A 15,244-nucleotide genomic window follows, 5' to 3' on the forward strand; every position below is an offset into this window, starting at 1 on the left:
TCTTCTTCGGGCTGCCGCCGGAGTGTTCGGTAACCTTCTCCTCTTCCTCTTCAGTTGCCGCCGGAGCGTCTGCAACTCCTCCTCTTCCTTCGGGCGCCGCCGGAGTGTCTGCAGCCTTCGCTGTTGCCGGAGAGTCTGCACTCCTCCTCTTCCTCTTCGGGTTGCTGTCGAGTGTCTGCAACTCCTTTCTTTCTCTTCTGGGCTGCCGTCGGAGTGTTCGCAGCTCTCCTTCTCTTCCTCTTCGCTGTCGCTGAGTGTCTGCAGCTCCTCCTCTTCTTCTGGGCTGCCGCCGGAGCGCCTGTAACTTCCTCCTTCCGCCTCAAGTTGGCGGTAGTTGGCTGTCTGGTGTCTGATCGCTATGAAAGAAGGCGGAGTGGCCAACCGGGCAAACGACATGATCTCGCCATTGTCTTCAGCTTCCTCAACTTCGTGGGGACTGCTAGCTTGGTTGACCTTGAGTTTTGCCTGCACCGGATTGGCGGAGATAAAGCTTCAGATGCGAGCGAAAACCCGGGCCAGGCTCCGGTGGGCCACGTGCCGTTGCTGATCGATGCAGGGTACGTCTGGGCGACCGGCTACGTCGCTGGCGGTTAATTGCCAAACCAGCGGATCGGTGAATCGTTGCAGGTGCCTGACGTAATCTGTGGATTGGGCTGCTGCCGAATCTGTGGGATGCCCGTGGGAAGGGTGGCGGTACGCCGGATCGGTAGCGATAGTGTTTGGGAGTGCGATCCACGGCCGCTTCATCCTCTTCCGGCTGTGTCTGCAACTCCTCCTCTTCCTCTTCAGGTTGCCGCCGGAGTGTCTGCAACTCCTCCTCTTCCTCTTCGGGCTGCCGCCGGAGTGTCTGCAACTCCTCCTCTTCCTCTTCGGGCTGCCGTCGGAGTGTCTGCAACTCCTCCTCTTCCTCTTCAGGTTGCCGTCGGAGCGTCTGCAACTCCTCCTCTTCCTCTTCGGGTTGCCGCCGGAGTGTCTGCAGCTCCTCCTCTTCGGGTTGCCGCCGGAGAGTCTGCAACTCCTCCTCTTCCTCTTCGGGTTGCCGTCGGAGTGTCTGCAACTCCTCCTCTTCCTCTTCGGGCTGCCGTCGGAGTGTCTGCAGCTCCTCCTCTTCCTCTTCGGGCTGTCGCCGGAGTGTCTGCAGCTCCTCCTCTTCCTCTTCGGGCTGCCGCCGGAGCGTCTGTAACTCCTCCTCTTCCGCCTCGGGTTGGCGGTGAAGTTGGCTGTCTGGTGTCTGATCGCTATGAAAGAAGGCGGGAGTGGCCAACCGGGCAACGACATGATCCGCCATTGCCTCAGCCTCAACTTCGTGGGGATCGTTGGGTTTGCTGACCTTGAGTTTTGCCTGCACCGGATTGGCGGAGATAAAGCTTTTTTCCGGTTTTGCACCCTGATGGTTAAAGAAGGGCTGCCGACTGATTCGGTTTGACCGCTGCTGTTTGTCGGCGTGGGTCGACATGACTCAGCCCCACTCCACGTGCAGACGTTGATCCATCCAGGGCAGCTTGATGATGCTGTAACTCCATGGCAGACGTTGCAGCAGCATATCCTGGGGCAACGGGTTGACCCTGAGTCTGGGGGGGCTCCGGTTGGGTTCCAGACGGCCTTCACGCTGCAGAAAGGCCTCCCGCAAGCCGTCCGGACTAGTGGATTTCAAGGCCTTCCAGTGATTGATGGTCGCCTTAAGCAGTATGTCGCACTCACTTTTTTGTTCATCGGTGGGTGAATATGAAATCAGTGGTTCTTCGGTGGGGAAACCGCAAAGGCACTTTTCCAGCGCCAGATCGTACTCGACGTGTTGGTTCTCTTCCCAGACAAGATACTCCAGCAGATAGACCGCCCGATGCCGGGCTTGAGCGTCAACAAATGATTTATCGACGACCAGTCCTGTGCCCTCGAACAGTGGCAGCAGGAAAGGCGACAGCAGGATGATTCCTGCGCTCTCGACATAGACTTGGGTATCGCTGGCCTTTTCTCTGTCACCACTCTCCTGAATGGTCTTTTCGATGCGGTCTGTCAGTTGGATTAACTCGGCTGCTTCAGACTCGGCTGAGGTTTGTGGCTGCCTCCGCAGTTTGAGATCAGCATGGGTTTCAGTCCGCATGTGTCCTGCTTTACTGCGCTTTTTGGCGTTTGCTTCAGGTGCTGGCGGTTTGGGTCTGCCGGTATCACTCTGGCTACCGATTGCCCGTTGCAGAAGTGTGGCCAGTGACCGCTGCCAGCGAGGTGTTGTTTCTGTCGTTGGTCTACCGATTCGTCTGCTGAGCGTTTCATACAGAATAAGCAGAGCCTGGCGGGAAAAGTGCCGGACGATAATAGCCGCTGCTGTCTCCCTGTTTTCTGCACGGGAACGGCTCGTTGCAATGAGAAAAAGCAACTTCTCAGTCTCACCGCTCTCCCAGGCCGCCTTTGCTGCCAGTTTTCGGATGGATTGAGTCTCTCCTGCGGGAATCTCATGTTCGATGACCCCGCTGGTCAGTGCAGGCGGGATGTGCTGCATCAGCCGTTCGAGTGCGGGTGGGTTTCCATTGATCACGACTGAGAGCGTCTTGATCAAAATTTCCGGTCTCTGCAGCAGTTGTGTCAGATGTTGAGACTCCATCCAGGGCGGCGGTTTTTCAGACCACCAAGGCAGGACGCCCTGTTGCAGATAGTATTGCAGACTTTCGAGGGTACGCTGCTGGAGAGAGAGTCTGTCTGCTGACTGGCGGCTCTCCTGGTCGGATTTCTCATGCGACAGTCGATATTTTTCAAGCGCCTTTGCCAGTTTGAGACGTATGCCCGCTGTGAGTTGGGACTCCAGCGCCTTTTCCGAGAGATGGCCGAGATCGATCTCCAGACGGTCGATGCGCCAGACACTCTCTGTACCCGCTGTCTGTTCCTCAAAAACCTCATCGAGGATGAGCGGCAGCTCGTGATTGCCAAAGGTGGAGAGGCGGTCCTGCAGGCTCCGGGCATCCTCCTGGCGGGGAACCCGGATTTCGAAGGTCTGTTTCTGCACCTGATGTCTGGACATGGCCTCTCTTCAATCCGGCTAGAAAGCACCGGATATCTGGCCCAGTTTTCCTTTCACCATAGCATTCATCTCACTGGTACCTGTACCCTCTTGAATGGTCGCAAATTCCTCGCCGACCATCTGGCGTGCTTCAGAACCCGACAGATCGAGGGCGGCATCACGCACACTACTCATGAACTGCTTGTCGGCAGCGGTGGGCGTGGCGTTTGCATCATTGACCCGGGAAGTTTGTGAAGCCTTTACGATCAGTTCTGCGATACGCTGTTCCGTTTCCATGAATTTGTCTTCGTCACCGCTGACTGCGAGACCCTTGTCCATGCGCTCTTTGATGGCATCTTTCTCTCTTTGCGCCCTGAGTATCTCTGCTATCACCAGCGTCTGTTCACGGTCGAAACCATATTGTCCTGCAATTCCGGGCGTCTGCCCCCACGAACCGAAATCAGGGTTTTGCGCGGCGGCGTAGAAACCACTGCCGACATTGAAGCCGTTGAACTGATACTCGATGGCCTGGGCCTGGTAGGTGATCTCCATTTGAAGATCTTCCATCGTGGTGGTTATCCGCGTATCCACCAGGTTCAGTCTATCTTTGAGCTGTAGGCCCTGGATGGTGAAGATGGGCATGTCTATCTTGTCTATCCACCAGACCGGTGGTTTGAAGACCGGGAGGTCTAATTCTGGCGCCGTCTCCTCCTCGGGTTCCAGGATCGATGGGTCGAAGTAGCTGTAATAGGGGAGACAGAAATCCGCCAGCACTCGACTGCCGGATGCATCGTAGACCAGCACGAATGTTCCGCCTCTGGGTACGCCGCCCTGATGTTCCAGCCCCGGATGGTGTTTCAGGAAACGATCGAAGATCGACTCCTTTCTTACCTTCTTTTTGCGTCTCTCCCAGAGATCCAGAAGCTTTTCGAAGTTGAGAAACTTGCTTCCATCCAGCAGTGATCCTGCCGGTGTGGGCAGGATCGGCCGGGCGACCTTTTTGATGTCGGTACTCACCGCTTTGGCCTGAACAGCGCAGATGTTCACTTTTTCGTGAAACGCCGTGACCTTTGCTTTGTTGAACTCTGCAGCCACCAGTTTTTTCGGCATGAAGGGGATGGCTTCGGTGACCTTTAGCTGCAACTGGCCGGCCCTCTGCCGTGGCGCAGAGAAAAGTGCTTTGGGAGTGGTTGGCTCCAGTTCATCGACGCGGCTGTCCTGCAAAACAGTCTGTTGCAGATCGGTACCGAACTGCCCCGCCCGTTTAAGGGTGTGGCGGATATCCGCCTTCTGCAGATTGAACAGGATATCGATGTCGGGAAAGTGAAACGGACGGAAGAATATCGGGTCGGCATCTTCCAGTTGGATCGCCTCCACCTTGAAGGCCAGATTGTGTCTGCGGGCCATGGTTTCCAACTCAGTCTGCACATCCTTGACCTTCCTGCCCTGATGGCCTTCGATGCGGATAAAGTCGTAATCATCGATGGATTGGCGGTAGATCGAGTTGTGGGTGTGGTTGCTGTAGTCGCTCATGCCATAACCGGGGATCCGGTCGCTGCGTTGTTTGCGGCTCAGATCGAAGTTCCATAGCTCGTTGATGCGGGGTTGGCTGTTGGTGTCGAAATAGGCGGGGATGGCACGCTCTCCCAGCGGGGCAATGGCTTTGCGGGAGGGGGAGAGACGGATCTCGCCAGCCGGTTTTTTGAAGTGGCGCAGCATGGCGTCCATGCGCCGCAGCAGAAACATAAACCGTCTCTTTTTTTCATCTTCGGCACGCAGTATCGGGGTTGCCTGGAAACGGTAGCGATAGGCATCATCCACAATCCCCTCTTTGTGGGCCAGGCCAAGTACCAGGTGTTTGGAAAAGCTGGCGGGGTTACCCATGCAGTTGTCGTCCAGTTCGAACAGCGCCTCTCTGCACTCGTGATAGGCTTCGATCAGATCCTTGAAGAAGCTGTAGACGTACTGGATGCCCTGGCTGTTGTTGGTGACCTGGAAACGTGCCTGGCTCAGGCGCAGACTCCACTTGCCGCTGCTGTAGAGTTGCTGCATGTTCGAGGTGAACAGGCCATTGGTGGGTGCGTCGTCAAACGCCTTGCCCAGATCGAGCTTCATCTTGTCGATGGCGGTGATGTAACGCTTGGCCAGACCGTTGTTGCCGTCGTATTGATTGATCGTGCCGACGTCGAGATCCAGGCGGGGGGCGTCCACCTCATTCATTGCCAGATACTCATCCTTCGGTGTCAGCGGGAGTTTCGGCAGCAGCTCTTTAGGCGCCAGCAGAAGTTTAAGGTTGGCGGTGCGGGTCGGACCACGGTTGTCGCAGTCGCTGGCGTTGCAGAGATCGTTCTCCTTGATATAGGTCTCCTGATAGAGCACCAATACCAGTTGCGCGAGCTGAGCCTTTGTCAGGCTCAGTGGCTGTGCATCCACCTCACTGCCATCCTGCAACAGTTCGATCAGTTGGCTGCCGGGCCTGAGCGGTTGAATATCCAGAATCGGTTCGATCGGCTGGATACCGGGTCTGACTGGCTGAATTTCCAGACGCGGTTGTAGCAGCAGTCGATTGCCGCTTATCACGGTTTTCTTCCTGACAATCTTCCTGGCGTGGAAGGGCGGGTACTTTGCGGCATCGTCTGTAAAAATCCGATAGTGGGTAAAGCCTAGTGCCTCGGTTATCTGCAGCAGATCCCCCTCGCTGGTAACGCCGACTCCTGCTTCAAGCGCCACCCGGTTTGCCGTGGCCTGGAATGTCAGTCCACAGACAATACCCTGGCCCAGCAAACGGGCGCGGGTGAGTCGATGCTGGCCATCGAGAAAATTGACTGCCCGATTGAGTTGGCCGGCGGTGAGTACCTGGTTATCGGCAAAGTAGTCGAAGTCCGGCACAGGTTCATTCAGTGAGGTGAGTTCGATTTTGTCGTTCATGGCAGCTACCTGTAGCTAGTTCCCTGGTTCATTGCCCAGATGGGTCCGGTTCAGGAGGATCGGCCGTTCACCCTCATCCTCCTGGCAGTCGTGCAGTTCACCGGTCGGGTAGACGCTGTGTATCTGCTGCAGGACTGCGATTAATCTGTTCAGATGCCGGCTGCTTTTCACCTCTCCGGCGGGGTGGCGTGCCCGATAGTCGAGCCAGGCGTGGTAATGCTCTTCGAAATTGGCCATCTGTTCGGCGTCCACGAAACAGATGCGCGGCAGGATGTGGGCAGGCATCTCCATGCGAATGGTGCGTTCGACGAAATGGCGGAAGTCGATATCGTGCATGCGCGGCGCATAGGCCGGGACTAAAACATGAACCTGGCAGGAGTAGGGGTCGATCGGCTCTCCCGCTGTCCCGCAATCGCTGTCGGGGCAGACGGAGAGGAAGTTGTCCCCGACCAAGGCCGAATCAGCCGCTGTTCTGAATTTTCGTGGGCGCAACAGCAGGTTTTCGATGATGTGCATTCCTTCGGCGTCGTAGACCCGGTTGATCGCCTCCCTTGTTCCGGCAAGGGCGGCATCCCGTGAATCTGTTGTGTCGAAATACTCGATACGCCGGGCGATGATCTCCTGTTTATCATCCACCAGATTGAAATAGTGGCGACCGTTTTTTGCGGTCTCTGGCTGGTAAGACTCTTCGAATCTGCCGAAGTCCAGGGCGATGCGAAGCTCTCTGACGGCATCTTCCAGCGTCTTGTATTTGGTGCTGCTGCTGAGCAGGATCTTGTTGCTCAGGTTGTCCTTTATGCGGAAGCGGAAGTCGTTGTCGGTATCCTGATCGATCTGTTCGTAGAGGTCGGTGTCGAGCAGGGCCAAATTGCGGCGGCGGATGCTGCGGAAGCCGAGCAGGCGTCCCACACGATGCTGTATCCCGGGAATATTCGTGCAGCTGTCCCAGATCTGATCCCGCTCGGTGATGTCAAAAGCGCTGCCGCGCCGGCGGCTCAACAGCGCATACTCCTGCAGGAAACGCGCCTTCTCCTGGATCAGCCGCAGGCCGTTGTTCTCCAACCGCAGGCGCTGCATCTGCAGGGCGTATTCAGTAAATCGTTCACCAAAACGGGCCAGCAGATGATCGAGGAACTGGTTGCGGCGTCTGCTGTCCGGCTCTGACTGCCGGTCCAGCGCATCCAGCAATGTCGCATAGTCGCCGTGGCTCTTGGGATCGACCAGTTCACTCACCTCGCCGATGCCGGGGACTACCTGGGAAAAGTAGGTATGACGCAGTGCCGGATCGGCGGAGAAGAGGCTGCCGATCTGGCGTAACTGAGTGAGATAGTTGGCCAATAGCTGATCGAAGAGCAGGAGAAATCCCTGTAGCTGCCGGGCCTGGCTGCGCCGGGTCCTGGTGGCGTGACTCGGCAGTCCGGTGGGCTCGACGCCGTAAGCCGGCGGCAGTTCGTGTTGGATGGAGAGATAGCTCTCCACCGCGACGGAACGGCTGGCCGGGGTCGGCAGATCGCTGGTTGTGGCCTGATGTTGCCGGGCCTCCTGCTGTAGCTGTTGCAGTGCCTTTGCGACTTCGTCCGGATCCACCCGGTAGGGCAGCAGATCCTTGAAGAGGTGCAGGGCGCTCTGTTCGATGTCGAAAACCGGTCTGCGGTTACTCTCCAACTCGATGTTCCAGGGGTCGCCAGATGTCTTGGCGGCTGCGCCCGATTGCAGGATCAGCTTACGCACCGCCGTCACGCCCTCTGTTTTTACTATTGCGTCGATAAGGTCGGCGGCATTGACCTGAGTCGGCAACTCGGCCTGTTGCAGATCCTCATCCAGCAGGAAACCGTGGTCGAGTTGTGGGCCGGAGAAGATCTCATCCGGCGCCAAACCCTTTTTCAGCAACTGCTGCAGGGTGTAACGGGGGACCGGTGGTGACAGGCGCTGTTGCATGGCGTGGATGATGCGGGCGCAGGTCAGATCGATATCGGCCGCTTCGGTGAGTTCGATGTCGGCGCAGACCCGGATAGCCTGCTCGCGGATCAGATCGATCCCTGCCAGGTCTTCGCAAAGGTTGCGGTGTTGATGGAAGACTTTTGCGACGTCGGTGGTGATCTGTTTTGTCAGCTTCTTGGTGATACGGTCGTGCGGTTCCACGCGCAGTCGGTAGAGGCCGTTGAGTCTGTACTCGCTCTGGTTGTGATCCTCCGGTGGCGCAATTGTCGTCTGGGTGCCTCTGCTGCAGTCAACGAAGTAATTGACGCTGTTGTCCTGCTCGATCCAGATATTGCGCACCATCGGCACCTGGTCGATGATAAGTTTGCGCAGATCGATGACGGTGACCGGTTCAGTGGGCAGGATCTCCAATGCAGAGAGCAGGGTGCTGTGCTGCTGCAGGGCCTGATGCCTCTTCAAGGTTTCGGCGTCGGCATCAGCCGGGACTGCCAGCAGATCGGCCATCGGCAGGCGGGTGCGGTAGCTCAGGTCTGTGATGGCGTAGCAGAGCAGTTCCAGGATGGTGATGCCCGGATCGTGGGCATTGTAGTCGGTCCACAAGTCGTGGCTCAGCGCCTCGATATGCTCCAGGCCTGACTGGCGCAGTTGGGCGTAATCGAGTGCTTCTGCCCTGTTCGGATCGCGGCGAATGGTGAGGGACTCTTTCATGCGCTTCCCCCGCTGGTCGCATCACGGATGGTGTGTTGGTGATGGCTGGTCAGTATCGCCTTCGGATTCTGTGAAACCATTTCATCCCGGTCGATCTCGGGAGTCTCTTCGGTGGGCAGATGGTAGAGCTTCAGCTGCTGCACATAGTCGACGGAGGGCTGGTCCATGATGAAGGCGAGCAGCATGCTTTTGTGGATGCGTCCGCCAAATGCGGGCATCGTCGTTGCGTCGCCGGTCCAGGGGGCAAGGTGCTGTTGCAGCGCTTTCTGCAGTGCCTGGCTGGCAGCGCCAAACGGGTACTCCGGTTTGAAAGCGACCGCGATGTCGAGACGAATTTTTTCGTAGTCCGGATTAAAAACCTTGGCGCTGGCAAATGTGCTGTTGAGTGCTGCCAGCAGTTTGTCGATTCTGCTTTCAGTATCCTTGTCGATACGTGGCTGCAGGGGATCGTAGGCCTTACGCTGACGGATGTCGGGAATGACCACCAGAGAGACATGCCCTGGGCCCGGCAGGTGGGGCAGGCATTTTACCCGATAGAGTTCGGGGAATGCCTGCAGTACCAATCGCTCATAGTCCCAGAGTGTGACTGCCCGCTGTTTGTGGCGCAGGCGTTCACTGACTCGGGTATAGAAGGTTTGGTCGCTCTCCTTCGCCTGGCCGCAAATCGAAGCATAGGGTTGGCTGGCCCCTTTGATGCCGTCCAGAGATTTTACGGCTTTGCCGATCGATTTCGGTGGCAGCGCTGAAGACAGATGTGGAGGATTTTTCCCTGCCTCCAGCAGGTGTGCAGAGGCTGCCTGAGGGTGCAGATCGATCAGGTGGCAGACCGCATCGCTGTTGTTTTCCACCCTGGCTCGCAGCCAGATCAGGCCCTGCGGCATCCAGTGGTTTGTCTGCGGGGGGCGGGCAGGAATGTTGATCCGCAGAATGCCGGAGGTGAGCAGGCCGTTGCTTTCGTCAAAGAGGATCTCCTCCTCTGTCAGGTCACGCCAGTGATCCGACTCCAGCAGACTCCAGATTACAGTTTCGATATTTTTTTCCGGGTTTGCGCTGCCCTCGTCCACCTGAATCAGCAGATCCAGGAAGGCGGTGTCCGGCTGCTCCTTGAGGCCGAGGAAGAGTTGCCCTTCCGGGCTTGAGTCCGGCAACAGGCGAATCTTGTCGTTTATGGAGGCATCGAGCTGTGATTTCAGGAAACCGTGAACCTCCCGCTGCCCGAACGGGGTGGTCTGGTAGAGCCGGATCTCGGCGCCGATATAGGCGGCAGCATTTCCGTCAGTGGGATCGACCCAGCCGGTTTGTGCCTCGTAGGTGAGTTGGACCGATTCCAGTTCCGGCGTATAAGGCGGGTTGGGGATGGCCATCCCGGAATCCTGCGCCATGCTTTTCGCCAGTACGATGGGGTAGTCCTGGTGCAGAAAATCCCGCTCGAGGCGCAGTTTGATATAACCGGGACGGTTGACGCCCTGCAACTCTTTGACTGAGGGGGTTGCTGCTTTCCTGGCAATCAGGTTCAGTGGTAGCAGCGAGAAGCTGCTGATCATGTTGAAACCGGCCCACGGAAGCGCGCTGAAGGAGCTGTGGGTCTGAAGCGGCATGTAGAAATAGTTTAGCCCACAGGCACGGTTGTGAGGTGGAAGCCGCAGGTGGTGAGGGTCTGGTCTTGAGGAATCCGGATACACTCTATGAAGTCAGTCGCAGCCCCAATGCACTCAAGGTAAAGCGCTTCGATGATCGGGGGCAGGGTGGTCGGCTACCGGCCCGGAAAGGGCAAATATACAGGAAAGGTTGGTGCACTGTGGGTGGAACTGGAGGATGGCAGGCGTTTCTATATCGGTAGCGGCTTGAGTGATCGGGAACGGGGGGATCCTCCATCGATAGGTTCGATCATCACATTCAAACACCAGGGCTATACCGCCAACGGGATTCCCCGGTTTGCATCGTTTCTGCGTATCAGACAGACACTTTGAATCTAACTTTCCGCAGCTTCCAGCGACCGATAGTAGGAGCGGCGCCCCGCCGCGATTTACCCAACTACGGAGTCATCGCGGCGGGGCGCCGCTCCTACAATTAAATACTCTGTCTGCTTGCAGCGGGATGGTTTATTTACATATTCACACCATCACCATCCCATATGAAGCTACCCATGAGGGCATTTCCATCGAGATGAAGTGTGCGTGTGACTTCGAGTGTTTCCATGTCGATTTCAAAAAACACACCATCATGGCTTGCAGCGCTATAGAAATATTTCATGTCCGGACTGACTGCTGAAGTGTGCGCTTGTGACTTGTAATCCGGACGGAGAGGCGGAACTGGCGACTTCAATGTTCTTCAACCAGCTGTGATCGGTAGTATCGATCACTGTCATATATGTGTCGTTGTGATTGGTGACAAATGCGAGATCACGCATCGGTGCAAATGTTGTGTGACCGGAACCAACGCCCGTTTCAATCATGGTTTCAACACTCATTGAATCCTTATTGACAACAAAAACGTGGCCTTCAGTGGAACCAATATAAATATGGATGCCGTTTGGATGGAAGTCGGCATGATGGGCCCCCATTTCTGCTGGATCCAGCATTTCAGGATCGTAATCGCTAAGGATAGCCTCACCGGTTTTTATCATCCTTTTTCTCTGGATTTTAAAACGCAAAATTGAGGGTGATATCTGTGCTTCCTGATTCCCCTCCGCAACTGCGAAAAAAGTGTCGTTCTCCACATCTAAAGGTGACTTGAAAATATGGTGTACTGAAGTCGGGGCGGCGAGGGTTGAGAGCAGGTCACCGTTACGATTCCATAGCTGAATCTGACGTGCAGCCCGATCGAGCATAAAGAAACGCTGATCATCTACCCAGAGAGGATGACCTGTCGCCAGTGAACCACCATAGTCGTGTGGTTCAGAGAGTTCATTATAACCCACAACTTTTGTCACCACGCCATGATCAACACGTATGATGCTGGTCATTACCTTGTCACCGCCGGAAATCAAAGAGAGCCCTGTGTCAGCATTAAAGTTCGTGGAACGAGGTTTATGCTCCAGTTGAATCTGGCCAATATTTTCAATGGCATAATTGTCTACTACTGTCACAGACTCTGTTTTACGGGTTAAAGCATAGGCTTTGGATATACCCTGTTGATCGATGCCATACGGTCCGTCGCCTGTCTCCTCAACGGTTTTTAGCAACTCCATATTATCAACGTCGATAATAAAAACCCGATTGGCATCCCAGTCCCCATAATAGGCCAGATTTTTCACGCCGTAGATATTGTCACTCACATATCCATCCTGATTGACATAACCAGGATTCTGGTGATTTGAGCCTGCATGTTGGGGGCCGTGTGCGGCATGTAAGTTTATGGTCGTAAAGAACATTGAAAACAGTAATGCTGTGTATTTGAAATGTTGTTTGTCCCGCATAGGTTTGCTCCCGTGGAGTGATATCAATAGTTAACAAGAGTGCTGTTAACTCGATTTCAGAACAGATTGGTTTGTCTGATCTGGTTCTGCGGAAGCTTGCCACTGAATGTGGCGAGGTATTGTGACCGGAATCAAAATGCGCACGGTGGAGAGTCACAAAAAAAGCAATACAAATCAGTATGTTGTGTCATATGACGCAGTTGTGCGTCAACTGCCGCAATAACTTTTCTGAACCGCGGAATGGATTCATTTTGTGTTGCGGAATGGTTTATTGTCTGAAGGCCAGTCGTGGGTCAGCACGTTCGGTCAGGAAATTCCCGGTCAAACCCTTATAATTACCGCTCCTATCATTCGGAGTATGAAATATGGGGATGTTCACCTGGATTATTCTTGGTTTGATCGCAGGTATTCTTGCCAAGTTGCTGATGCCTGGGCGCGATGGCGGGGGCATGATTCTCACCACCCTGCTTGGTGTAGCTGGTGCCTTTATTGGCGGCAAGATTGGTCAATTTGCCGGTATTGGTACACCCAGCGGTCTCGACCTGATCAGTATCGCCATGGCAACAGGTGGCGCCTTCCTGCTGCTGTTTGTTTTCCGTCTGCTGCGCGGTGGAAAAAGTGGTGGTGGCAGCGATTGACTGTCTCAGTCGGATTCCTCTAATGGGCTGCCGTGCCGACGAGACGGCGCGTCATGTGCAGCCGAACATCGGCCGATTCCGTGATGACGTGGAACAGATGGTGGGGACCGGTGGAGTTGGCGATGATGGCGTCAAGGTCGTCGCGCACCTCTCGATAGATCTCCAGCAGTCGCAGATCGAAGCGGTGCAGAGCTTGGGTCAATGGATCCTTGCGCTGGCGGGCGAGGATGGTCTCAGCACCATCCTGGTGTAGGTTGCCAAGACAGATATGCACGGCCGAGAAGAGCGTCACCCAGCCGCTGAACCAGAACATCATGTCGATATCGAACACCTCGCCTTCGGGAACCCGGCCCGCCAATACCTCCTGCAATAATCCCTGATCCTTGACGAACTCACCGGCTTCGAGGGTCTCCGCCCGGCCATAGGCGTCGATGGTGGAGCTGGTGAGCAGGATCGGACGGTCCGGATAGCGGCTCAACACAAAGCTGGCATCTTTTACCAACTGCCCCCGCTGCCCCGGACTCATCGGGTTGATCTTCTGGCGTGGGGCGGGAGTGGTCGAGAGGATCTGGAGCTGATGTTTACGCCGTCCCAGCTCTTCGGCCAGCCGGTTGAAGACGCCTCGTTTGAAGAGATCAATGGAGAAGTTGAGGTGGGTCTGTTTGTGCAGCAGGCCGAGTTGTATGCGACTGTAGCGGGGTGCCGCCTCGACGATGTTGGCGATGCGACTGACCGGGATACGCTCCTTGAGGCGGCCGTTCTTGTTGACCACCACCTCCTGATGGAACTCATCGAAGCTGATCTGTAACAGGATCGACGCCCTGGTCCACTTTTTTGGACGCTTCTCAAGCGCCTCGGTCATGCGACGCAGTACTTCATTGGTGGTCTTTTTATCCACCGCGAAGTCGCCGTTGAGCAGGATGGCGAAGGTGCGGATGTGAGACATCTCGCGGATCGCCCGATAGAAGTGATCCATATGGCGGGTCAGGTCGCCGCCGGTGAAGAGCACACTGTCGGTCAGGCTGTCCACCAGCTCCATCACCGGCCCGGCGTCAGGCCGATCCTTGCTCGGTGGACGCCAGATAAACATGCAGTGGCGGCAGGTCTGGGGACAGCCCATTGCCGGGATCAGTCCCAGCTTGGCAAAACGACCTGGCTTCACCGGCTGATCCGGCAGCGCATCCACCAGCGCCAGTCGCTGCTGATCGGTATCCCCCAACATCTCCCGGTAACGATCCCGCTCCCGGTGGCCCAGCTCGCTGTAGGCCTTGGCCGGCGTCTTCTGCAGCAGACCCAACTCATCCCAGATCGCGAGCGCCCGCCGGGCCAGCGCTTGCGGGTCGTTATGACACCCGGTCAGCAGCCGTTGCAACTGCTGACGCTGTACAGGTCCCTCGTCATCTGCGCTCAACCAGTGGGCAATGTAACCCTGGATGAAACCACCGGAATCCTTTGCCTCATCGAGCAGGCGGATGAGAAATCCCTGCGGACCCTTGCTGAAACTCGCCAGCACTTCGCTACGAAATGGGGTGGCAACCTGTTGCCTCAGCCAGTGATAGATGTAGAGGTAGCTCATGAGGAAGGCGAGGTCTTCCGCATCGGGCCGGATACCGAGCAGACGGAGCATGCCACCCGAGGTCAAGCGATTGACCTCGGATTTGAAGCGTAATCGCAGTGCGGGCAGATAGTGGCGTTTCAGTTCGGCCTGACTCTGGCCGACAGCAGGTTGGGCGGTCTGCAGGCTCATGTGCATGATCCGATGGCTGGCGTAGGCCTATTCTACCCTTGATGCGACAGGGTAAAACCTCTGATTCACCGCTCTTATTTCTCTCACCGTGATATTCAGTTGCTATGATGGCCAGCATGATAAAACGCAGCACATTCAAACCGGCCTGGTGGCTGCCGGGTCCTCACATGCAGACCCTCTGGCCGGTGCTGGCACGCCGCCGTCCTGCTTTTTCATCGATGAATGAGAGAATCGAGCTGCCGGACGGTGATTTTCTGGATATTGTTTGGCCCGACAAACAGCCAGGGGAGACGGTGCTGGTGCTGCACGGACTGGAGGGCTCGATCGATTCCCACTATGCAGGGACCTTGCTGCAGGCGCTTGAACGACAGGGCTTCAATCCCGTGTTTATGCACTTCAGGGGATGCAGTGGAGAACCCAACCGGTTGCCCCGTGGTTATCATTCTGGGGAGACGGGGGATCTGGACACTATCGCCAGGTTGATAGCGCAGCGAACGAACAAGCCATTAAGTGCGGCCATTGGTTTCTCTCTGGGGGGAAACGTCCTGCTCAAATGGCTGGCTGAAAAGTCTTCGGATTGCATGCTGAAAACAGCGATCGCCGTCTCCGCGCCTTTTCGCTTGGAGGACTGTGCCGCACGGCTTGAACGGGGACTCAGCAGGCACTATCAGAACCATCTGCTGAAAAGAATGAGACAATCCTACAAAGCACGCTTCAGCCGCATTCCATCCCCGCTATCGGTCGATGTCGATCGGCTGGATAGTTTCAGAACGTTTGATGACAAAGTTACAGCCCCACTGCATGGCTTTGCCGGTGTGGATGATTATAACGGCCGGTCAAGCTCACGACGATATCTCAACAGATTGGGGCCC

At 56.2% G+C, this 15,244-nt stretch carries 10 protein-coding genes; 3 read left to right on the forward strand and 7 right to left on the reverse strand.

Annotated features, from left to right (window positions below):
• Positions 1-439: 439 nt before the first annotated feature.
• From G9Q73_RS07005 to G9Q73_RS07025, 5 genes are read right to left on the reverse strand one after another with little or no spacing between them, the layout of a single operon-like run.
• Positions 440-1,456 carry a hypothetical protein gene (locus G9Q73_RS07005; protein ID WP_177419152.1) on the reverse strand — a complete coding sequence of 339 codons (1,017 nt, stop codon included), beginning with the start codon at positions 1,454-1,456 and terminating at the stop codon, positions 440-442.
• A gap of 3 nt (positions 1,457-1,459) precedes the next feature.
• Complete coding sequence (locus tag G9Q73_RS07010; RefSeq protein WP_177419153.1) at positions 1,460-3,013, reverse strand: contractile injection system tape measure protein; 1,554 nt, start codon at positions 3,011-3,013, stop codon at positions 1,460-1,462.
• Positions 3,014-3,031: 18 nt separating this feature from the next.
• Positions 3,032-5,920, reverse strand: coding sequence for a hypothetical protein (locus tag G9Q73_RS07015; RefSeq protein ID WP_177419154.1), 2,889 nt, complete (start codon positions 5,918-5,920; stop codon positions 3,032-3,034).
• Between the two features lie 15 nt (positions 5,921-5,935).
• Positions 5,936-8,569, reverse strand: a complete 2,634-nt coding sequence (locus G9Q73_RS07020; RefSeq protein WP_177419155.1) for a baseplate wedge protein — start codon at positions 8,567-8,569, stop codon at positions 5,936-5,938.
• Complete coding sequence (locus G9Q73_RS07025; protein WP_177419156.1) at positions 8,566-10,167, reverse strand: baseplate J/gp47 family protein; 1,602 nt, start codon at positions 10,165-10,167, stop codon at positions 8,566-8,568. Before G9Q73_RS07025 ends, G9Q73_RS07020 begins: the two co-directional genes overlap by 4 nt.
• Before the next feature lie 132 nt (positions 10,168-10,299).
• Here G9Q73_RS07025 and G9Q73_RS07030 point away from each other — a divergent pair, with 132 nt between their 5' ends.
• Positions 10,300-10,539 (forward strand): hypothetical protein, encoded by a 240-nt coding sequence (locus tag G9Q73_RS07030; RefSeq protein ID WP_246345093.1) that lies wholly within the window; start codon positions 10,300-10,302, stop codon positions 10,537-10,539.
• A gap of 266 nt (positions 10,540-10,805) precedes the next feature.
• On the opposite strand, the gene G9Q73_RS07035 is transcribed toward G9Q73_RS07030, so the two are convergent.
• Entirely contained in the window at positions 10,806-11,987 is a 1,182-nt protein-coding gene (locus tag G9Q73_RS07035; RefSeq protein ID WP_177419157.1) for a YncE family protein, read from the reverse strand.
• Between the two features lie 365 nt (positions 11,988-12,352).
• On the opposite strand from G9Q73_RS07035, the gene G9Q73_RS07040 reads away from it, so the two are divergent.
• Positions 12,353-12,625 (forward strand): GlsB/YeaQ/YmgE family stress response membrane protein, encoded by a 273-nt coding sequence (locus G9Q73_RS07040; RefSeq protein WP_177419158.1) that lies wholly within the window; start codon positions 12,353-12,355, stop codon positions 12,623-12,625.
• 19 nt (positions 12,626-12,644) lie between these two features.
• Here the strand turns inward: G9Q73_RS07040 and G9Q73_RS07045 are convergent, their stop codons facing one another.
• Complete coding sequence (locus G9Q73_RS07045; RefSeq protein ID WP_177419159.1) at positions 12,645-14,372, reverse strand: radical SAM family protein; 1,728 nt, start codon at positions 14,370-14,372, stop codon at positions 12,645-12,647.
• A 116-nt stretch (positions 14,373-14,488) separates the two neighbouring features.
• Here G9Q73_RS07045 and G9Q73_RS07050 point away from each other — a divergent pair.
• The coding region (locus G9Q73_RS07050; RefSeq protein ID WP_177419160.1) for a YheT family hydrolase at positions 14,489-15,244 on the forward strand (756 nt) is incomplete at its 3' end.

Origin of the sequence: endosymbiont of Lamellibrachia barhami (genome assembly GCF_011947365.2) — a bacterium.
Taxonomy (GTDB): Bacteria; Pseudomonadota; Gammaproteobacteria; order Chromatiales; family Chromatiaceae; genus QGON01.

Bases quoted from the DNA above. Each gene is read 5' to 3' on its own strand.
- G9Q73_RS07025 (WP_177419156.1), bottom strand. From the start codon at position 10,167: ATGCCGCTTCAGACCCACAGCTCCTTCAGCGCGCTTCCGTGGGCCGGT.
- G9Q73_RS07045 (WP_177419159.1), bottom strand. From the start codon at position 14,372: ATGAGCCTGCAGACCGCCCAACCTGCTGTCGGCCAGAGTCAGGCCGAA.
- G9Q73_RS07035 (WP_177419157.1), bottom strand. From the start codon at position 11,987: ATGCGGGACAAACAACATTTCAAATACACAGCATTACTGTTTTCAATG.
- G9Q73_RS07030 (WP_246345093.1), top strand. From the start codon at position 10,300: ATGATCGGGGGCAGGGTGGTCGGCTACCGGCCCGGAAAGGGCAAATAT.
- G9Q73_RS07005 (WP_177419152.1), bottom strand. From the start codon at position 1,456: ATGTCGACCCACGCCGACAAACAGCAGCGGTCAAACCGAATCAGTCGG.
- G9Q73_RS07010 (WP_177419153.1), bottom strand. From the start codon at position 3,013: ATGTCCAGACATCAGGTGCAGAAACAGACCTTCGAAATCCGGGTTCCC.
- G9Q73_RS07040 (WP_177419158.1), top strand. From the start codon at position 12,353: ATGGGGATGTTCACCTGGATTATTCTTGGTTTGATCGCAGGTATTCTT.
- G9Q73_RS07015 (WP_177419154.1), bottom strand. From the start codon at position 5,920: ATGAACGACAAAATCGAACTCACCTCACTGAATGAACCTGTGCCGGAC.
- G9Q73_RS07020 (WP_177419155.1), bottom strand. From the start codon at position 8,569: ATGAAAGAGTCCCTCACCATTCGCCGCGATCCGAACAGGGCAGAAGCA.